The organism is Paenibacillus konkukensis (assembly GCF_023523925.1).
GTDB lineage: Bacteria > Bacillota > Bacilli > Paenibacillales > NBRC-103111 > Paenibacillus_S > Paenibacillus_S doosanensis.
This window is the reverse complement of the sequence record NZ_CP027059.1, coordinates 2,415,672-2,435,326: the sequence shown is the minus strand read 5'-3', so window position 1 is coordinate 2,435,326 and position 19,655 is coordinate 2,415,672. Positions and strand designations below refer to the sequence as shown.

Annotated in this window: 16 protein-coding genes and 1 riboswitch; of the genes, 12 read left to right on the top strand and 4 right to left on the bottom strand. The window is 56.3% G+C overall.

The annotated features are described in order from the left end of the window. Positions 1-152: 152 nt before the first annotated feature. Entirely contained in the window at positions 153-1,031 is an 879-nt protein-coding gene (locus SK3146_RS10465) for a CAP domain-containing protein (RefSeq protein WP_249865021.1), read from the bottom strand. Positions 1,032-1,036: 5 nt separating this feature from the next. Next, positions 1,037-1,171, bottom strand: a riboswitch (cyclic di-AMP (ydaO/yuaA leader). Between the two features lie 241 nt (positions 1,172-1,412). On the opposite strand from SK3146_RS10465, the gene SK3146_RS10460 reads away from it, so the two are divergent. The 7 genes from SK3146_RS10460 (at position 1,413) to SK3146_RS10430 (ending at position 12,518) form a co-directional block, all read left to right on the top strand. After that, complete coding sequence (locus tag SK3146_RS10460) at positions 1,413-3,002, top strand: glycoside hydrolase family 28 protein (RefSeq protein ID WP_249865020.1); 1,590 nt, start codon at positions 1,413-1,415, stop codon at positions 3,000-3,002. A gap of 88 nt (positions 3,003-3,090) precedes the next feature. Continuing rightward, positions 3,091-3,864 (top strand): sugar phosphate isomerase/epimerase family protein, encoded by a 774-nt coding sequence (locus SK3146_RS10455; RefSeq protein WP_249865019.1) that lies wholly within the window; start codon positions 3,091-3,093, stop codon positions 3,862-3,864. Between the two features lie 218 nt (positions 3,865-4,082). Next, positions 4,083-7,937: a response regulator gene (locus SK3146_RS10450; RefSeq protein ID WP_249865018.1), complete on the top strand. Its 3,855-nt coding sequence runs from the start codon at positions 4,083-4,085 to the stop codon at positions 7,935-7,937. A 62-nt stretch (positions 7,938-7,999) separates the two neighbouring features. Beyond that, entirely contained in the window at positions 8,000-8,695 is a 696-nt protein-coding gene (locus SK3146_RS10445) for a response regulator transcription factor (RefSeq protein ID WP_249865017.1), read from the top strand. A gap of 156 nt (positions 8,696-8,851) precedes the next feature. Beyond that, positions 8,852-9,178, top strand: coding sequence for a helix-turn-helix transcriptional regulator (locus SK3146_RS10440; RefSeq protein WP_249865016.1), 327 nt, complete (start codon positions 8,852-8,854; stop codon positions 9,176-9,178). A gap of 70 nt (positions 9,179-9,248) precedes the next feature. Then, positions 9,249-11,543 (top strand): EAL domain-containing protein, encoded by a 2,295-nt coding sequence (locus SK3146_RS10435; protein WP_249865015.1) that lies wholly within the window; start codon positions 9,249-9,251, stop codon positions 11,541-11,543. A 207-nt stretch (positions 11,544-11,750) separates the two neighbouring features. Further along, positions 11,751-12,518 (top strand): sugar phosphate isomerase/epimerase family protein, encoded by a 768-nt coding sequence (locus tag SK3146_RS10430; RefSeq protein ID WP_249865014.1) that lies wholly within the window; start codon positions 11,751-11,753, stop codon positions 12,516-12,518. A 90-nt stretch (positions 12,519-12,608) separates the two neighbouring features. Here the strand turns inward: SK3146_RS10430 and SK3146_RS10425 are convergent, their stop codons facing one another. Continuing rightward, positions 12,609-12,794 carry a hypothetical protein gene (locus SK3146_RS10425; RefSeq protein ID WP_249865013.1) on the bottom strand — a complete coding sequence of 62 codons (186 nt, stop codon included), beginning with the start codon at positions 12,792-12,794 and terminating at the stop codon, positions 12,609-12,611. Between the two features lie 75 nt (positions 12,795-12,869). After that, complete coding sequence (locus SK3146_RS10420; protein WP_249865012.1) at positions 12,870-13,007, bottom strand: DUF6254 family protein; 138 nt, start codon at positions 13,005-13,007, stop codon at positions 12,870-12,872. 305 nt (positions 13,008-13,312) lie between these two features. On the opposite strand from SK3146_RS10420, the gene SK3146_RS10415 reads away from it, so the two are divergent. From SK3146_RS10415 to SK3146_RS10400, 4 genes are all read left to right on the top strand, one after another. Beyond that, a complete protein-coding gene (locus tag SK3146_RS10415) occupies positions 13,313-14,080 on the top strand; it encodes an IclR family transcriptional regulator (protein WP_249865011.1) in 768 nt (255 codons plus the stop codon). A 206-nt stretch (positions 14,081-14,286) separates the two neighbouring features. Next, on the top strand, positions 14,287-15,207 hold the full coding sequence (locus tag SK3146_RS10410; protein WP_249865010.1) for a fumarylacetoacetate hydrolase family protein: 921 nt from the start codon (positions 14,287-14,289) through the stop codon (positions 15,205-15,207). Then, positions 15,176-16,639, top strand: coding sequence for an alpha-ketoglutaric semialdehyde dehydrogenase GucD (gucD, locus tag SK3146_RS10405; protein ID WP_249865009.1), 1,464 nt, complete (start codon positions 15,176-15,178; stop codon positions 16,637-16,639). The genes SK3146_RS10410 and gucD overlap by 32 nt, the downstream gene beginning before the upstream one ends. 36 nt (positions 16,640-16,675) lie before the next feature. Continuing rightward, positions 16,676-18,856 (top strand): dihydroxy-acid dehydratase domain-containing protein, encoded by a 2,181-nt coding sequence (locus SK3146_RS10400; protein ID WP_249865008.1) that lies wholly within the window; start codon positions 16,676-16,678, stop codon positions 18,854-18,856. A gap of 42 nt (positions 18,857-18,898) precedes the next feature. Here SK3146_RS10400 and SK3146_RS10395 read toward each other — a convergent pair whose 3' ends face one another. Then, entirely contained in the window at positions 18,899-19,138 is a 240-nt protein-coding gene (locus tag SK3146_RS10395; RefSeq protein WP_249865007.1) for a hypothetical protein, read from the bottom strand. A 216-nt stretch (positions 19,139-19,354) separates the two neighbouring features. On the opposite strand from SK3146_RS10395, the gene SK3146_RS10390 reads away from it, so the two are divergent. Further along, positions 19,355-19,648 carry a hypothetical protein gene (locus tag SK3146_RS10390; protein WP_249865006.1) on the top strand — a complete coding sequence of 98 codons (294 nt, stop codon included), beginning with the start codon at positions 19,355-19,357 and terminating at the stop codon, positions 19,646-19,648. The last annotated feature ends 7 nt before the right edge of the window (positions 19,649-19,655 follow it).

Here is a 19,655-nt window from a genome sequence, read left to right as displayed (position 1 = left end):
CTTTTGTCGAGCCAGCGGCGGGAGGAAGCCTTATCATATGTATATGCAAGCGGTTTCAAAACGTTCGGGATTTTGCAAAAAAGAGGCTGCATAAAAGGAAAAACCTCCGATGCATGGCGCACCGGAGGCTGTGGCATACTACGTTATAAAAATTAGTTGGCGATAAATTCTTGAACCCATTCGCCGTTATAATAAGCAACGCCGATTTTCGTATAATTCGGGCTCAAAATATTCTCGCGATGCCCTTGGCTGTTCATCCAAGAGTTCATCACTTCTTGCGGATCGCGTTGACCTTTGGCAATGTTTTCGCCGGCGTAAGAGTAGCTGATGCCGAATTGCTTCATCATGTCGAACGGAGAACCGTAAGTCGGCGAGTTATGATCAAAGTAATTGTTCGTGTACATGTCTTTAGCTTTGACAAGAGCCATATTGGACAAGGAGCTGTCTTCCGTCAAGGCGCTCAGCCCGGCTTTTGCGCGTTCTTGGTTGACCAGGTTGATCACTTGCGCGGCATAGTCGGATTGCGAGCTGTTAGCCGTTCCTTGATCCGAGCCTGCGCTTCCGTTGTTATTCGTAGTGCCAGTGCCTGTATCTGCAGTACCGCTTCCGTTATCGGAAGTGTCCGTACCGTTATCTACAGTACCAGTTCCGTTATCGGAAGTGTCCGTACCGTTATCTACAGTGCCTGCGCCATTGCCTGTGCTGCCATTGTCGCATCCCCATCCGGGATTCGTTGTTTGAGCTGGAACTTGCTTCCACATGCCTGCCCACATATTGCCGTTGCTGTTACTGCCCGGCTTGAATACTTGCCAATTGCCTTGTTGGCCGTTCAGCAAGGAATTCAGGTCAATTCCGCTGCCTTGCTGTCCTTTAAGCAAGGAATTCAGATCAACGCCGTACTTTTGCGTCAAAGCGTTCAATGCATCGTTACCTGTAACCGTATTCGCTGGAGCAGCGGAAGCGGCGCTAACGCCGATAATTGGACTAAGGGTAAGTACACCTGTCAATAACACTTTTTGAAAACGATTCAAGAAAAATCTCTCCTTTTCGCGGCCTACGAGGTTAGCTGACGGATTCGGGTCAAAGAGCAATCACCCTGCCGCAAGAAGCGGCTTCACCCCATGGAATGGGTCCCCCGTGCTTTATATAGAAGCTTCGGCCTTTATAGTTTTTTTTGAAACTTGTGCTCGTTGTTGCCCGACTCTAGTATCGGATCCCGGTGGGCTGTCCTTGAGCTATTATATTGTAGCACGTGTCCTGCCCGATTTCATGGGACAAAGTCTTCCAGCGGCGTTAAATCCGATATGTGAGCTAAAGATTATTGTGGATATCGGCACTCGTTGCTATGATAAACCCGTCAATGCAACGACATCCGGTCATACCCGGTAATTTTAAGGCAGGAGGAAATTGAAGTGAATCATACTGTGCACTCAGATGCAGCTTACGAGAGCAATCCGCCGTTCGACATGCCCGAGATTGAGCTTCCGAATATACCGGAATACAACGTTATAATTACCGATTTCGGGGCACGCGGCGATGGAATTACGAAAAATACGGAGGCTATCGCGAAGGCGATCGAGGCTTGCGCCGCAGCGGGCGGAGGAACGGTCGTTATTCCGTCCGGCGTCTGGCTGACCGGTCCCATCGTATTCAAAAGCCGCATTCGTTTACATACAGAGCCCGGCGCGGTCATTCGCTTTAGCAGCGACTATGCCGATTATCCGTTAATCGAATCGAATTTCGAAGGGCTTCCCGCCGTTCGCTGTATGTCCCCGCTGTTCGCCGAGCGGCTGGAGGATATCGCGATTACCGGCGGCGGTATTTTCGACGGAGCCGGGGATGCTTGGCGCCCGGTGAAAAAGTTCAAAATGACCGAGCTGCAATGGGGGAAATTAACCGCCTCGGGCGGCGTCGTCGATGCCGACGGCGAAATCTGGTGGCCTTCCGAGGCGGCGATGAACGGAGCCGCAACCGTAAACCGGCTGCGCAAGCAAAGCACGGCGGCGCTGGCTGACTACGAGCCGGTCAAAGCTTACTTGCGTCCGGTTCTGCTCAGCTTCCGCGAGTGCAGGCGCGTATTGCTGGACGGGCCCACCTTCCAGAAGTCGCCGGGCTGGTGCTTGCATCATTGGGTGAGCGAGCATATTACGATTCGCGGTGTTACCGTGCGCAATCCGTGGTATTCCCAGAACGGAGACGGGCTGGATCTTGAATCATGCAGATATGCACAGGTGACGGATTCGGTATTCGATGTCGGAGACGACGCGATCTGCATCAAATCGGGCAAAGACGAAGCGGGACGCAAACTGGGCAAGCCTTGCGAATACGTCGTCGTCCGTCATTGCACCGTCTACCACGGCCACGGCGGCTTCGTAATCGGCAGCGAGATGTCGGGCGGCGTGCGCCATATGCTCGTATCGGATTGCTCGTTCGTCGGCACCGACGTCGGCTTGCGCTTCAAGAGCACCCGCGGCCGGGGAGGCGTCGTCGAGCAGGTGTATATCCGCAATATCCGAATGAAGGATATCGCGCGCGAAGCGATCACCTTCAATATGTATTACGAGGTGAAGGCCGATACGGACGCGGCGGCGGAAGTGAACGAAGGAACGCCCCGGTTCCGCGACATCTTCATTGAAGACGCCGTATGCGCGGGCGCCGAGACGGGCATTCAGCTCAAGGGCTTGCCGGAGATGCCGATTCGCGGCATTCATCTGCAGCGGGTATGCATCGAGGCGCAGCGGGCGATCGAGTGTTCGAACGCGGAGAACATCTCGATGAGCGAGGTTACCGTCGTGCCGAAAGAGGAGGGGCCTGTGGCACGTATCCACAACAGCCGCGACATCTTGATAGAGAAGCTATCTTGCCCCGCGCGGCAGGAAGTATTGCTGCATGCGACCGGCGAACGCACTGCGGGCATCGACTTGCGAGCGGTATCCGCTGGAGCGCCGGCGGCCGTCATACTCGGCGAGGAAGTGACGGCCGGCGCGGTAAAACTGCAGTAGTCCTGCCATCTTCCTTCTGCTATGATGGGAGGGAAGAATGCTGAAAGCGGCGTCAAGCCGTATAATTGCGCCAAAGGAGCTGACGCGCATGACATGGAAGACTGGAGAAATCTATCTGGGCACGATATTGCTGGAGCAAAACCGCTGGACGGCGGATAAGGAGCCTTCTTACCGGGTCAGCGATTGGCTCCCGCGTTGGCGGCGGGACGGGTTTGACGGCGTTGAGCTATGGGAGAATCATGCCGCCCGCTGCGAAGAGCAGGAGCTTGCTCGGCTGGAGCGATCCGAGCTGCCTATCGCCGTCTACAATTCCTACATATCGTTCGACGACGGCGCGGAGGAGCAGCGGGCGGAAGCGGCCCGGCTGATCCGCCGGCTCGGGGCGCGGGCGGTGAAGTTTAACTTCGGCCCGGAGCCGGAGAAGCTGCAGACATATATCCGCAACTGGAACGAGTGGACGCGGCTCTTGCCGGCAGACTGCCGCCTGCTATGCGAATGCCATCCGGGCACGGTGATGGAGGAGCCGCAGGCGGCCGCCGCGGCGCTTTTGGCGATGGACCGCTGTGAGGCGATCGTGCATCCGTTTCACAGTCTCGGCCCGCTGGCCGATTGGTTTCGCCGCCTGGGTTCGTCGATTACCCACGCTCATGTGCAGTACCGATTGTCGGGCCAGACGTTTCAACGGCTGAACCGCAATCCCGCCCATATCGCCGGCATCCTTAAGGAGATGAGAGAAGCCGGCTTCCGCGGCTCGTTCACTCTCGAATTTGCCGAAGGAACCGGGCAGGGAGAGCAGCGGGAACAGCTGTACGAGGCGGCTCTGGACGATCTGAGTCTGCTCCGGCAGCAGCTGGAGCCGTAAGTCGATTTAAGCCGGCGTTAATCGGCCGTTTCTGTCCCTTGCGGGACGGGAACGGCTATTTGGCGCTGCGCCGGAACAAAAAGTTCCCGAATTTCATGTCGAAATTGACTTGCAAAGGTAGGATTCGACACAGGCTAAGAGTATAATAAAAAGGCCGGACGGCTAAGTTCGAGCTACATATAGGGTCCGTTCGGACCCGCTATTTAAGGGAGGGGCCGATGAGGGCGTCGCTGCGAGTGCGAATCAGTGTGTTGTTTTTACTAATAACGAGTATTTCACTGACTCTGGTAGGGACCAGCAATTACCGTGCGGCCAAGCTGACCATCCTCCAATCGCTTAAAGACAATGCCAGGGCCAAAGTGCAGACCCAGGCGCAGGATCTTTCGACATGGATTTCGACAAGGCTGGCCGAAGTCAAGGTGATCAGCCATACCGACTTGATCCGTTACGGAACGGATAACGAGCGGCTGGAATATTTATTAAGGGAGCGGAATCGGTCGTCGGGCAATTTTGCCTCCTTCGGCATTAGCGATACGCGGGGCATTCTGAAGCAGATCGACGGCTCCGTCACGCCGATTGCCGGGGAAGCGGGGTTCAGCGATGCGCTGCAGGGCGACGATGTCGTATCGAATCCTATGCCCGGCCAGACGCCAGGCAAGCTGATGATTACGATGCGAGTTCCGATTTTCGACAATGAATACCGGATTAAGGAAGTATTGAATGCGGATTTGGCGGCGGACCGGGTGTTGGGCAGGTTTACCGACTTTATGGTCGGACCTTCGGATGTCACTGTGCTGTTCGAACGGGACGGAACGATTATTTATCATCCCGATCACGACAAAATTCTGCGCTCGAATGTGCTCGATTCCGATTCCCCTTTTCAGCCGATCGTTCCCGAGCTTGCCCGCAAACGGTACGGCTTCGTAGAAACCACAGTAAAGGGAGAGCCTTACTTGCTCTTTTATTCCGAGGTACCCGGAACGAAGTGGTATATGGCGGTGCAGGTTTCATACCGATCGTTCGAGAAGCCGCTGCAATCGCTATTTTGGCGCACCGTGCTTACGGTTGTCGTGACGGAGCTGCTGCTGGGCATCATTATGTTTATCTTATTGAATAAAGTAGTGAATCAGATCAGGCAAATTTTGAACGTGACCGAGAATGTGGCGGGCGGCAACCTCAAGGTTTCGCCGATATTATTTCGCTCGGGGGATGAGATCGGGGCTCTCGCTCAGTCGGTCAACGGTATGGTCGACAATCTGAGAAACGCGTTTGAACGGCTCAATGCGATCATTAATCAGAACGATTACGCCATAGTCGTCATTAACACCGATTATAAAGTGACTTATTTCAATCGAACGGCGGAAAAAATTCTCGGCTACGAGTCGGAAGAAATCGTTTATAAAGAAAGGATGTTTCTTTGGCACGACGAGCGGGAAATCGCCGAAAGATCCGAACGATTGTCCAAAGAGCTGGGCGTTCCGGTAAAGCCGGATATTTCCGTATTTTTGACCCGGTCGGTGCATCATGTTTCGGAGGAATACGAATGGACCTACATTCATAAGGACGGCACCCGCTTTCCCGTCAATTTGAATGTCAGCCCGATGCGCGACCAGAACGGTTATGTCACGGGATATGTCGGCATAGCGCACGACATTCGCTTGTACAAGCAGACGGAGGAAGCCCGTAACCGCTTGTTAAGCATTTTGGACGCGGCCAAAGATTTAATCGCTTCCATAGACGTCACAGGGAAAATTTTTTACATGAATCCGGCCGGGATGGATCTGCTTTGCATCGATCGGCTGGATGAGCGCACGGAATGGGCCAAGCGGTACCTCGACAGCGCGACGTTCCAGTATTATGTCAAGGGATTGGACCGGGTCCGTGAAAAAGGATACTGGGAAACCGAATCATTCCTTCTGACGACCGCAGGCAGGAAGGTGCCGATGTCGCTTGTTCTCGTTACCCATAGGGATAAGGCCGGGCGGGTGATCTACTATTCCGTCATTGCGCGGGATATATCGGAGCAGAAGCGGATTCAGTCGGAGGTTCTTCTGGCCAAGCATGAAGCGGATGAAGCGAACGAAGCGAAAAGCTTGTTCCTCGCCCGCATGAGCCACGAGATCAGGACGCCGCTCAACGGAATTATCGGCTTTGCCCAACTGATGCTGCGGACGGAGATGAGCGCCACGCAGAAGGAATACTGCAGCAAAATGTTGGCCTCGTCCAACACTTTACTGCGCTTGCTGAACGATATTTTGGATTTCGCCAAGGTAGAGGCGGGCAAGCTGGAGCTGGAGAAGGTCAGCTTCAACATGAATGAAATCGTGCGGAACGTATCGGATATGATGAGCGTGTTTCTCGGCAAATCGCCGATCGATATTATTGTCGATACGCCCGAGGAACTGCCTGACGCCCTCATCGGCGATCCGCTGCGCCTCGAACAGGTGCTGCTCAATTTGTGCAGCAATGCGATCAAGTTTACATCCGAGGGCTTCATTATTGTAAAATTAACGATTGCGGGCCAAACTGCGGGGAACATTTGGATCGAGTTCATGGTCGAGGACACCGGCATCGGGATCAACAAGCGGCATTTGCAAAAGCTGTTCCGTCCGTTCACCCAGGCCGACGGCTCGACGAGCCGGAAATACGGGGGTACGGGACTCGGTCTTGTCATCTCGCAAAGCTTAATCGAGATGATGGGCGGGTCGCTGGCCGTCAGCAGCGTGGAGGGGAAGGGCAGCCGCTTCTCCTTCGCAATCCCGTTCGCGCTGGCTGCGCACGCCAGGGCGGAGAAGCTGAGGGTGCCGGCAGGCGGCGCCATACGCCGCGCGCTGGTCGTGGAAGACAACGCGGTCATCCGCGGCAAGCTTTGCGAGTTTCTCCGCTCGTATTCGCTGGAAGTGCATGCCGTAGATTCCTGGCTCGAAGGCTGCGCGCTGCTGCAAGCGCAGCAGGCGGACAATCGCTTCCATCTGGTGCTTCTGGATATGGAAGCGGAGGATATGTACGGTCCCGAGACGTGGCTCGAATGCAGAGCGGCGGCGCTGGAGAAGGGCTCGCTTACGATCGCGATGACGACGGTTTACGGTCGCGAGGAGATGCTGGGGATGCCGCATGACAAGCGGCCGGACACGATGATTGTGAAGCCGGTGAGCCGGCTGGGGCTGTTCCAGGCGGTTCGCGCCGTGCTGGAGAAGCTGGAGCTCCCCGCGGCCGCGCCGCCTCCGGCGATTGCCGCACCGGTCCAAGTCCGGGCGGAATGCAGAGGGCGGATTCTGCTCGCCGAAGATAACCTGCTGAATCAGCAGGTGGCTACGGAGCTGCTTGAGAGCGAGGGCTACTCCGTTACGGTCGCCCGTAACGGCAGGAAAGCGCTGGATTACGCGCAAGCGGCCGAGTGGGACCTGATTTTGATGGATATTCATATGCCGGAAATGGACGGATATGAGGCGACGAGACGGCTGCGGGCCGAGCGCCGGTACGATAAGCTGCCGATCGTCGCGCTGACGGCTACTGGGCTCGTTAAGGAGCGGGAGCTGTGCTTGGAATTGGGGATGAACGATATACTGACGAAGCCGGTCGATTTCGACGAGCTGATCCGGGTGATGAAGACATGGGCGGATAAGCCGGCGCGGCCGCAGCAGCGCCGCCATTCTCCCGCCGCGGGAGCGCAGCCGCCGATGTTCGACCGGTTGAGCGGCATCGATCTGGAGCGGGTGCTCCAACGATTAAACGGCAAAATACCGATTTTGCTGCATATTTTATCTCATTTCCAAAAGGAATACCGGGGTTTTGCCGATAAACTGTATGAGCAGCTTGCCCAGGGGCAGTGGGATGCGGTCCGGCGGAGCATTCATACGTTGAAGGGAGTTGCGGGCAACTTGGCGGCGGACGGCTTGTTCGCAGCGGCCTCCAAATTCGAAGCGAAGCTGGACAGCGGCGGACCCAAGGAGCCGGGAGAGCTGAAACGGGAGCTGCAGACGCTTGACCGGGAGTTGAAGTCGATCTTGCAATCGCTGGATTCAAACGGGAACCGCTTGAACGAATGGACGCAAAATGTAAGGAAAGTTTGAGGAACCATTTGCCATTTTGGAATTAGGACGATTTCTATTTAAGTTGCTGAAGGTGGGCGCTGATGCACAAAGTATTCATAATTGAAGATGACACGATTATCGGGGACATGCTTTCGATGTACTTGTCGGAGGAGGGATACGCGGTTCAACGCACGGAGAGCGGAAGAGAAGCGCTCGCTATATTGGAACACTACAATCCGGACATTGTCCTGCTGGACATCGTGCTGCCGGATGTTAGCGGAATCCAGTTGTGCGGGGAGCTGCGCAAGCGGTCGACGGTGCCCATTCTCGTCATTTCGATGAAAACCGACGTGATGGACAGAGTCAACGCGCTGCACGCCGGGGCGGACGATTATTTGTGCAAACCGTTCAGCATGCGCGAGCTGTCGGCCAAAATAGCGGCTATGATTCGAAGAACCTATTATAACCGCCAGATGAGAGCTTTGGAACCGGAGAATGTTCCTGCCGTCAGCAGAATTTTTCTCAATTTTGACAAAAGATCGCTATATGTGAACGGACAGCAAGTGGATACGACGTTCTCCGAATTTGAAATTATGAAGCTGTTCATAGCCAATCCGGGCAAGGTGTACAGCCGGGAAGAACTGATCAATGCGGTGCGGGGGTTCGACTCGTTCGTGAATGACAGAGCTATCGACGTACATATCGGAAATTTGCGCAAAAAAATCGAGGAGGATTCCAAACAGCCTAAGTACATCAAGACGGTCTGGGGGGTAGGATATAAATTTATGAATATCTGACATGCTTTTCGCTAACATTCATCCATAAACTTTTTTTACAATTTTCGCGCATAATTAGACAAGGAGTGGATGATATTGCCATAATATACGGCTCTTTGTCATTTTATGCAGAACAGTATAGGCGGGTCGTAACGTATTGGAGGTTCAAGCAAAGCGATGTTGGAAAGAGCGTCATTGAAGTATGAAGTAAACTATTTGGAATATGTAAGAAAAACGATGAACATTTTTGCCGAGCGTAACCGGTTAACTAGGCGGGAGGCCGAAATTGCCGCATTGCTGCTGCTCTACGGTTATTCCAATCAAGAGCTGGCCGATCATTGCACGATTTCCGTCAAAACCGTCAAAAATCATTTGGACAACATGATGAAGAAGCTCGGCATTCATTCTACCCGCAAGCTGTATTCGATGCTCCTGCAGACGTTGTGCTGCGATTCCGGAATGCCTGCCGACCCAAAGCGGTTTTACGAACGGTTGAGCGGATAACAGCCTGTCCGATGCTTCAGAACAGCATGAATCAAACAATGAGCCTCACGGAGCCAAAGGGGGGGACGAAGTGATCCCGGTCGAATTGGATACGTTAAAAGAAATTTCAGGCAACGCTTCGATCTTTTTATCGTTTATCTTCTTGTTTCATTGGATCTATCCCTTGATCTTCAAGCTTCCGCCGGTATGGCTGCGGGTCATATGGGGCTTGTTGTTCGGCTTGACGGGGATTGCGGTGATGCAGCTGCCGATAACCGTTGCGGACGGAATTATCATCGACTTCCGGGCTGTGCTCGTTGCGATGGCGGGAGCGTTCGGAGGCGGCATTACAGGATGGATCGCCATGCTTTTTGTCGGGGGGTACCGGTTTTACTTGGGGGGTACAGGCATGCCTGTCGGAATAGGCACGACAGTGACGGCTTTGGCGATCGGGCTGCTCGTGCACCGCGTCGGCGCCAAATTCCGCAGCCAATCGCTCGTTTACGCCGTATTCGGCCTGCTTGTCGCCGTTCAGGAGATGCTGTGGTTTACGGCGCTGCCGCGGCCTATCGCGTTCATGATGATCAGCCGGTATTCGCTGCCAACTTTGCTTTTATTCCCGCTGTTCATGCTGCTGATCCGTTATTTTTTCGCCGATGAAATCCATAAAAAGGAAACGGAAGTCCGGCTCGTCGAGAGCGAAGAAAAATACCGCACGCTTGTCGAAAATTCCAACGATTCGATATTCAGCTGCGATTTGCGGGGGATGCTCTTATCGGCTAACCGGAGATTTATGAACGATTTCGGCATTGCGTCCGGCCAGTCCGAGGGGCAATGGCTGTTCAACCTGTTCGGCTTCAAGGATAACTTGGCCGCTTGGCAGGAGCTGCTGACGGAAACGGTGTACAGCAAAAAAACGGTGTCCTTCGAAAAGGAAATGAGCCATGCGGACGGCAGCGCAAGAATCTATGTGACGACGCTGTCCCCCGTCATCGGAATGGATCAGCAGGTCAAATCGATCACCGGAACTTGCTACGATATTACACGAATCCGCAACTCGGAGCGGCATATTATGCAGCTGTCGCTGTACGATACGCTGACGGATTTGCCGAACCGCAAGCTGTTGATGGAGAAGCTGAGTCAAGCGATCGCCGCTTCGCAGGAGCAGGAGACGATGGTCGCGGTCGTCGTCATCGATCTGGACAACTTCAAGCTGATTAACGATACGCGGGGTTACGCATTCGGGGATGAATTGCTGAACCGGGTCGGGCTGCAGCTGCGGCGGTATTTGACGCCGAAGGACACGCTGGCGCGGATCGGCGAGGATGAATTCGTCCTGCTGTTCGAACATATAGAGCAGCTCCAGCCGCTGATGGCGCGCATACAATCGATCCAGGACGGATTTCGTTATCCGCAGGCCATCGGCTCCGAGCAAATTCACTTGAAGCTAAGCATGGGGATCGCTTTATATCCGTCCGACGGGGAAACGTGCGAAGAGCTGATCAAGAATGCGGACACGGCGATGTATAAAGTCAAGGAGCTGGGTAAAAATCATTACCGGTTCTACAATACCGAAATGCGGGAAGCGTTGATCAAGAGAAGCAGGCTGGAGGAGGCGCTGCGCAAAGCGCTGATTCATAACGAGCTGATCTTGCAGTTTCAGCCGCAGCTGGATTTGCGTTCCGGACGCATTCGAGGATTTGAAGCGCTAATCCGCTGGGTGCATCCGGAGATGGGGACGATTTCGCCGAACGATTTTATCCCGGTAGCGGAGGAGAGCGGAGTTATCGTTCCGATCGGGGAATGGGTAATCCGCACCGCGTGCGAGCGGAACAAATCGATACAAAATATCGGCTATCCGCAATCGATCATTTCCGTGAACATCTCGGCTATCCAGCTGCAGCGGCCAGACTTTGCGGAGATGGTGATCGGCATCCTGAATGAGACGCAGCTTGCGCCGCATGATCTGGAGCTCGAAATAACGGAGAGCATTCTGATGGAATCGTTCCAAGCGGCCATAGGCAATTTGGAGACGCTGCGCGATTACGGCGTGCTGATCGCACTCGACGATTTTGGCACCGGTTATTCATCGCTCAGCTATTTGAAGAGGCTCCCTATCGGAGCATTAAAGATCGATAAATCGTTCGTACAGGATATTACGAATGAATCCGTAGAGGATTCGCTCGTGGAATCGATCGTCAGTCTCGTTCACCGGATGGGAATTCAGGTCATCGCCGAAGGGGTGGAATCGCAGGAACAGCTCGATTGCTTGCGGGCCTGGGGCTGCGAGTACGCTCAAGGCTATTTGATCAGCAAACCGCTGTACGAGCTGGAAATACGCCAAATGGCGGCTGAGGAAGACGCGGCGCGGCGAAGCGCAATGTAGAAGCCCTGCGTTGACGGTCACGGCCCGGGACTTTTCCGTTAAGGAAAAGCTCCGGGCTTTCTGTCGTCGATAAGCAAGATACGTGGAAAACGAGCGCGATTGCGCAATAAACGTCCTGCAATGCGGCAGCCGGGTGCAGTACAATGGAAGCAGAAACCTTCTCTTGTTAAGGCAGCTGATTACGGCAAACGCTTAGGAGGATGGAAGATGACGGCATTTGGATGGTGCATGGGCATTGAGCAGGCGGAGGAGCTCCGGGCTGCGGGGTACGATTATATCGAATGCGCGCTGGCGCCGCTGATGAAGCAGCCGCCAGAGCAAATAAAGAAAGCGTTGCCAAGTTATATGGACAGCGTCATTCCGGTAAGAGCGTGGAATGTGTTGTTTCCGGGAGAACTGCGGCTCGTAGGTCCTGACGCCGACGAAGAAAGCATCCGCGGCTATGTAGCGAGAGCCGTTGATACGATGAATCGCGCGGGCTCCTCGGTCGCCGTCTTCGGAAGCGGCCGTGCCCGTCACGTGCCGGAAGGCTGGGAGCGGGCGCGCGCGGAGGAGCAGCTGCTGAAGCTGCTCGGATGGTTCGCCGACGAATGCGAGGGGACGGGGCTTACGATCGCTATCGAGCCTTTAAATACCAAGGAGTCGAACATCATTAACAGCGTCGCCGAAGGCGTTCAGTATGCGAGATTGGTGAATCGGGCGCCGATCAGAGTGCTGGCCGATTTTTATCATATGGATGAAGAGCGGGAAGCGCTGGAGACGCTGGAGGAAAACCGTGAATGGCTTGCGCATATTCATGTGGCCGATACGGGGAGACTGTCGCCGGGAACGGGACAGTATCCGTACGAAGCGTTCGTGGAGCGGCTGAAGGCCGCGGGATATGACGGCGGCGTGTCGGTGGAATGCACGGTGCATGACCGCGCCCAGGAGCTCCCGGCCTCCTTGCGCTTTCTGAAAAGCCGGTGGGGGGTGTAGCGGGCGAAAGGACGCGTCGTTACGGCGCAAAGTAAGCCCCCGGTCCATTGGGCTCGGGGGCTTATAAGGCGTGAAAAGCGGGAGAGGCCGTTATTTGCGCTGCTTGGGGGTTAGCTCCAGGTCCTTCAGTCTATACTTGCGATCCCATAGGAATTCCATGTCGTATTCGGTCGTATCGTTCTTGATGAAGCGATACATACAGGCGCAGAAAACGCCTATAATACCGGCCAAAGCGACCATCCAGAGAAAAAGCTCAGCCCATTGCACAGGTGCCATGCACTCATCCCCTTCTATGCGTTCATACCTCATTTTATGAGGGAGGGGAGAGGAAGATACCGGTATGGGACAGGCCTACTTCCCGTTCTTTGTCTGCTGCCCGGCCTCGTATTCCTTGGCGTATTCCTCCAAAGACGTAATATGGCCGTGCGGATGCGGAGTTTGCTTGCGGATCTTGTCCGCATTTTCGCGCCGCGCTTTCGATTTGCTCATAGCTTCAACCTCCTTTCGGCGTTTTGCAGGTGCCCCTTCCTAGCTGAAAGATCAGACGGGCATCGCAGCGATTTTTTTATCGCCTTTCTATATTGGCATGGCGGCTTTGGATTTATGCTAACTGGCGAGTGGAAAACCCCTATCGGTCGAAGACCGTGCATAAACACCGCGCTGATAAGAGCTTCCGGGAGAAAAAAGCGTTGTCAAACTATGGAAGATGGTCTATAGTTAATATATATGCAAAACTCAGTTTTATAATATAAAACAACTTGAATGATAACAACTACGACGAAGGAGTCTGGCATATGCCTATCATACAATCGCTGGACCGGGCGCTCAAAATTCTCGATTTGTTCGACGAGCATGACACGGAGCTGAAAATTACCGAGATCAGCCGCCGGATGGAGCTGCATAAAAGCACGGTGCACTCTTTGCTCAAAACGCTGCAGGAGCATGCGTATATCGAACAAAACGCCGAAACGGGCAAATACCGGCTCGGTATGAAGCTGCTGGAGAGAGGGCATTTGCTGCTGCAAAGCCTAGACATTCGCACAATAGCCCGCAAGCAGCTTTTGCAGCTGGCGGCCGAGACGGGGCAAACGGCGCATCTGGTTATACTGGAGGGCAAAGAAGGCGTATATATCGACAAGGTAGAGGGACCGCGGGCGGTAATTCGCTACTCGCGCATCGGCAGAAGAATTCCGCTGCATTGCAGTTCCGTAGGTAAAGCGCTTGCAGCCTTCATGCCGCAGGCCAGACTTGCGAAGCTGCTGCATCATTATGAATATACCTCGCACACGCCGAGAACTATCACGGACGAAGCTTCCTTCGTCGAGGAGCTGGAGCGGGTGCGGAGCCAAGGATACGCTCTCGACAATCAGGAGAACGAGCCAGGAGTGCGCTGTTTGGCTGTGCCCGTGTACGATCACCATGGTCAAGCGGCCGCGGCAGTCAGCATTTCGACGCTCGTATCGAGCGTGGACGACCGCGAGCTCGAATCGCTGATACCGGTGCTGAAGCGCGCCGGAGAGGATATCTCGAAGCAGCTGGGTCACGGTCTGGTGAAAATGTAAAAGCAAGCCGTTTCGCGAGGAAACGAATATTTCGGACGATCTAACGTTCCGTCCTTTGCCTGGCCGGCTGAATAGCGGCACGGCCTATAGCGATTCGCAGGGTTATGGCAGTGCCGGTTGGCAGCCAGGCAGGGAAGAACGGACGTTTTTCGTATACATTTATCAAAACTGTGTTTTATATTATAAAACAAATTGGAGGCGAATTCATGAGAATCATTCGTTATTTGCAGCAGGGCGAGCCCATTCTGGCAGCCGTTACCGAGGAGCAGGCGGTTCACCCGCTGGAGCAGCGGGAGCTGTTCGAGCTGGTGGAGAAGGCGGACGCCGAGGGGATGTCCGTAAGCGGCTGGCTCAGCCGGGAAATTGAGCGGCGGCCCGCTATTGCCGATCGTATGCAAGCGCTCACACTACTCGCTCCGATAGCGGCTCCGGAAGTTTGGGCGGCCGGAGTCACGTATGAGCGAAGCAAGGAAGCGCGCAATTACGAAGCGACCGGCGGACGGCTGGATGCTACGACGTTTTACGATAAAGTGTACGAAGCGGAGCGTCCGGAAATTTTCTTCAAATCAACGGCCGCCCGCACCGTCGGACCGGGCGGCACGGTATGCTTGCGCAGCGATTCGTCGTGGCAAATCCCGGAACCGGAGCTCGGCCTCGTCATCGACCGGCGCGGCCGGATTATCGGCTATACGGTCGGCAACGACATGAGCTGCCGGGATATTGAGGGCGAGAACCCGCTGTATTTGCCGCAGGCCAAAATGTGGCGCAGATCCTGCTCCATCGGCCCGGCGATCCGGCTCGCCGATACGGTCGAAGATCCTTACGCGCTCGATATCGTCTGCCGGATTTATCGCGGCGATCGGCTGGCCGTAGAGGGCTCGGCGAGCACGGGCCAATTGAAGCGGCGCTTCGACGAGCTGGTCGGGTTTCTGCTGCGCGACAACGAGATATGGGACGGAACGGTGCTGCTTACGGGCACCTGCATCGTGCCGCCGAATGAATTTACTCTGCTTGACGGGGACCGGATCGAAATTGAAATCAGCGGCATCGGGACGCTGGTGAATTATGTTCAAACTGTGGAAAGGGTGATGGACAATGACGGAAACAGCCGATCGTACGTTTCTTAACTATATAGGAGGGCAATGGAAAGCCTCGATATCCGGCGAGACGGTGCCGAGCATCAATCCGGCGAACCGTCTGGAGACGGTCGGGCTTGTGCAGCAATCCGTGCGCGAAGATCTCGACGAGGCGGCGGCGGCCGCCCGGGGAGCGGCGAAGGCATGGAGCAGACTGTCCGGCGCGGCGCGGGGAGAGTTCTTATACAAGGCGGCGAACGCGCTGGAGCGGCGTCTGGACGAAGTGGCGACGGCGATGACCCGCGAAATGGGCAAGACGCTGCCCGAAGCGAAGGGAGAGACGGCGCGCGGCGTAGCGATTCTCCGCTATTACGCCGGAGAGGGGATGCGCAAGGTGGGCGATGTAATTCCGTCCAGCGACAGCGACGCGCTGATGTTCACGACGCGGGCTCCTCTCGGCGTCGTCGGCGTCATTACGCCGTGGAATTTCCCCGTGGCGATTCCGGTATGGAAGATGGCCCCCGCGCTCATCTACGGCAATACGGTCGTATTTAAGCCCGCTCAGGAGACGGCGGTCACGGCGGCGCTCGTGATCGAATGCTTCGAGGAGGCGGGACTTCCGGCCGGCGTCGTCAATATGGTGACGGGACGCGGGACGGTGATCGGGCAAGCGATCATCGATCATCCGCACATTCAGGGCATCACCTTTACCGGCTCCGATCAGGTAGGCAAGCAGGTAGGGATGGGCGCCTTGAAGCGGGGCGCGAAATACCAGCTGGAGATGGGCGGCAAAAATCCGGTCATCGTCGCCGCCGACGCCGATCTCGATCTGGCCGTAGAGGCGACGATCAGCGGGGGGCTGCGCTCCACCGGGCAGAAATGTACGGCGACCAGCCGGGTCATCGTGCAGAGCGCCGTCTACGAGGAATTCAAGCGCAAGCTGCTGGAGAAGGTAGGGCAAATTCGCGTCGGCAGCGGCTTGGAGGAAGGGATTTGGATGGGCCCTTGCGCCAGCAGAGCGCAGCTCGATACCGTGCTCGGATATATTGAGAAGGGCAAGCAGGAAGGGGCGAAGCTGCTGTGCGGAGGGGGCGTGCCGGGCGGCGAGGAGCTGCGGCAGGGCTTCTATGTAGAGCCGACGGTATTCGATGGGGTCAGCCGGGAGATGACGATCGCCCGCGAAGAAATCTTCGGCCCCGTGCTGGCGCTGATGAAGGTCGATACGCTGGAGGAGGCGCTGGAGACGGCCAACGACGCCGAGTTCGGTCTGAGCGCTTCGATCTTTACGCGCGACATCGGAAGCATGCTTGCCTTTATCCGCGAGATGGATGCGGGCTTAGTGCGGATCAACGCCGAGTCGGCAGGAGTCGAGCTGCAAGCCCCGTTCGGGGGGATGAAACAGTCCAGCTCCCATTCGCGCGAGCAGGGGCAGGCCGCGATTGAGTTTTTCACAGCGATTAAGACCGTGTTCGTCAAAGGGTAAAAAGGACACTAAGCGAAAGAAGCCGGAGGGAAAACGATGGGCGGACAAGAGCCGAAACGAACGATTACGATGCACAGCGAAATCAATCCTTACCGCGACAATGTGCAGGCCAAAGCGAACGAGCCGATTACGGTCGCCGGGCTGCTGGATCGCGCCAAAAGCCTGCTCGGTCCCGCATATGAAGGTCCCAAGCCGGACTGGACGCAGGATGAAATATACGACCGGCTGGAGGCGAACGCGCCGCGGGTTGCGATCATCGGCGGGTCGCCGGATCATCCGGCGCATATTCTCGACCTGGAGACGATCGCCCGGGCGGCCGTTCGAATATGGCAGAACGGGGGCGTGCCGTTCTGCTTCAGCACGCCGGTGCTTTGCGACGGCACGGCCCAGAGCACGAGCGGCATGTCTTATTCGCTGCAGAGCCGCAACGCGATCGCCGAGATGGTCGTCAGCCAGATGGAGGCGCATATTTATCACGCCGCCTTCGTCATTCAAGGCTGCGATAAGCAGCCGCTCGGCGTGCTCAGCGGTCTCGCGCATCTGGACCGGGTACGCAGGCTGCGCGGCGAATCGCCGGTGGCGGCGACCTTCGCCCCGACACATGTGCTGAAGGGCGGGACGATCCCGGACGACCTCAGGGACGAGCTGCTGCAGATCGCGGCAGCCGCGGAGTCGGCCGGATTCGCCGATATGGCGGACGACATTCGGGACGCCTTGTCGTATATTCTTCAATGCACTTCGAATACGGCGTTCCAAGGCGTGCTGGCCAGAGCCGCCGAGCAAGGGCTGATCACCGCGGGGCAGCATAAATCGTTCGAGAAGCGGCTTGCCGTCTCCACCTGCGACGCCAAGGGCGGCATCTGCGCCTTCCACGGCACGGGCAACAGCTCGCGCGACGTGATGGCCGGCTTCGGCTTCGTCCATCCCGCCCTGGAGCTGCTCGTCGAGCCGCCCGGACAGCAGCAGGTCAATCAAGCCGTCGACGGCTTGTTCGCCATATTGAACCGCCCCGAATGCGGCGCGGCGGAGCTGGTGAAGGCGAATATCGGCAATGCGCTGCGCATTCACAGCGCGGCCGGAGGCTCGACGAACCTGATGATGCATATCGTCGGCGCGATGATTTACGCCGGTTACGACTTCTCCATCTGGGACGTCGAGCGCATATTGCAGGAGCATCCTGTTCCCGATTTGTTCGATTACAGCTTGACGGAGGGCAGAGACATTTACGTTTTGGCGCAGCAGTGCTGCTCGGGTCAGATTCGCGGGATGGAGACGCTGTTTTACGAGCTGCAAAATAACGGGGTGCCGATGGATGCGGACGCCATGACCGTCACCGGCCGCACATGGCGGGAGCGCCTCGCCGACCGGACCGGCCTGAGCGCCGACGGCGTGACGGAGTCGCGCATTATTTTGAGCAAGCCGCGGCGTAGCTTCAGCGGCGTCGACGTGCTGCGGAGCGGATTTTTTGAAAGCGCGGTCGTGAAGGTGAGCGGTATGCCGACCAAGCAGCTCGATCATTTCGACGACAAGCTGGCGTTCGTGCTGTATTTCGAGAACGAGGAAGCGGCGAACGCGCAGCTGCTCGATGTGCGGCTGCTGGAGAAGCTGCGCGCCGAGCGCGCTTTCGCCCTGCCGCTGATGCGGCGGATGTGGGAGCGTAACGCGCCGGAGACGCTCGATTCCGCGCCGCCGCAGGATGCGGGCTACGACGCCTGGTGGGACGCGATGATCGAGCGAGAGGTCATGCGGGTGGCCGTCGTCATCTCCGGCCAAGGGCCCGCCGCCTTCGGCATGCCGGAGATGTTCACGCCGATGCAGCATATTAACGCCAACCGGCAGCTGAAGCGGCTGGCCACGCTGATCAGCGACGGCCGCTACTCGGGCGTGACCTACGGAGCGGCCATCGGCCACGTGACGCCCGAGGCGATCGCGGGCGGCGGGATCTTGTACCTGCAGCAGGGCGACGTGCTGCAGCTGCGCTTTCGCGCGAAGCGCATCGAGCTGCTCGATGCGCAAGAGCTCGCAGCCGGCCGCATCGCGGAGCATGCGGGCCTGCTGCAGGAGCAGCGCGCCGCCCTCGGCGCGGCGCGGCTGGAGCGGCTGCGCGCGCGGCGTCGCCGCGTCGCCGCAAGCAACCGCATGGGCGGCTGTACCGACGCCGCCCGCGGAGTCGTGCCCGCCTCCGTTATGGAGGAGGCGGAGCTGCCTTGGCGCTAAGAGTTTGTCCGATGGGAGTTACGCGGTGCATCGGATAAACTCCTAGACGGCCTGCGGCCGTCCGCCGCCGCATAAACAAAAAATGGAACCGTCGCTGTGATGCAGCTCGCGGTTCCATTTGCGTTTATGCTTGTGATGCAATTTATCTTTGCTCTCCGTCCAGGTGGGCGTCTTTCTTTCCACGGGAACGACGCTTCCCCAAGTCAATCGATTCATCTGCGGGTCGATTCCGCCTTCGCGTATGCTGCGCATGCGCCGCTTCTTCGCTTTGCTCTGTGCCATTAAACAGGCCTCCTTTAACATTGTCGATCCCGCCGTTCCTTCCATCATGGCTCGGAATGAGCGATGGGGCCGGTCGGCAGTCTCTTCTTAATTATACCGAAAAACATAGCGCCGCGATAGTATGACAGTTTTGAAACAAAATGCAAAATCGGTTGTTTTCGACAGAGCGGAATGTTAGATTAGAGAAAGCATGATACCGATTCGGGAGTGAACCCTTTGTCATACGATTTCTATTACTGGTCTATTATGAGCGCCGCTTTCATCGCAACGAACCTCGTCGGCGTGCTGCTTATGCTCAAGACGAAAAAAATGCTCCTCTCCTTTCTCGTTTCCCTCTTCGTCGATTTGGCGATTTTCGTACCGGCTTGCCTGTGGTGGGCCTCTTTATTCGAAGGCTTCTCGCTGATGTTCGGACTGTTCGGCTATGGCATCGCTTTTGTGAACACCGAAATTTTGCTTGCCTTCGCTCTGTTTGTCATGAAAAAAAAAGCTGCGGCCGATGAAGCCTAGGAACGAA

Excerpts from the sequence above, each read along its gene's own strand:
- SK3146_RS10455 (WP_249865019.1), top strand. The coding sequence starts at position 3,091 with ATGACATGGAAGACTGGAGAAATCTATCTGGGCACGATATTGCTGGAG.
- SK3146_RS10450 (WP_249865018.1), top strand. The coding sequence starts at position 4,083 with ATGAGGGCGTCGCTGCGAGTGCGAATCAGTGTGTTGTTTTTACTAATA.
- SK3146_RS10445 (WP_249865017.1), top strand. The coding sequence starts at position 8,000 with ATGCACAAAGTATTCATAATTGAAGATGACACGATTATCGGGGACATG.
- SK3146_RS10440 (WP_249865016.1), top strand. The coding sequence starts at position 8,852 with ATGTTGGAAAGAGCGTCATTGAAGTATGAAGTAAACTATTTGGAATAT.
- SK3146_RS10430 (WP_249865014.1), top strand. The coding sequence starts at position 11,751 with ATGACGGCATTTGGATGGTGCATGGGCATTGAGCAGGCGGAGGAGCTC.
- SK3146_RS10425 (WP_249865013.1), bottom strand. The coding sequence starts at position 12,794 with ATGGCACCTGTGCAATGGGCTGAGCTTTTTCTCTGGATGGTCGCTTTG.
- SK3146_RS10420 (WP_249865012.1), bottom strand. The coding sequence starts at position 13,007 with ATGAGCAAATCGAAAGCGCGGCGCGAAAATGCGGACAAGATCCGCAAG.
- SK3146_RS10415 (WP_249865011.1), top strand. The coding sequence starts at position 13,313 with ATGCCTATCATACAATCGCTGGACCGGGCGCTCAAAATTCTCGATTTG.
- SK3146_RS10410 (WP_249865010.1), top strand. The coding sequence starts at position 14,287 with ATGAGAATCATTCGTTATTTGCAGCAGGGCGAGCCCATTCTGGCAGCC.
- gucD (WP_249865009.1), top strand. The coding sequence starts at position 15,176 with ATGACGGAAACAGCCGATCGTACGTTTCTTAACTATATAGGAGGGCAA.
- SK3146_RS10400 (WP_249865008.1), top strand. The coding sequence starts at position 16,676 with ATGGGCGGACAAGAGCCGAAACGAACGATTACGATGCACAGCGAAATC.
- SK3146_RS10395 (WP_249865007.1), bottom strand. The coding sequence starts at position 19,138 with ATGGCACAGAGCAAAGCGAAGAAGCGGCGCATGCGCAGCATACGCGAA.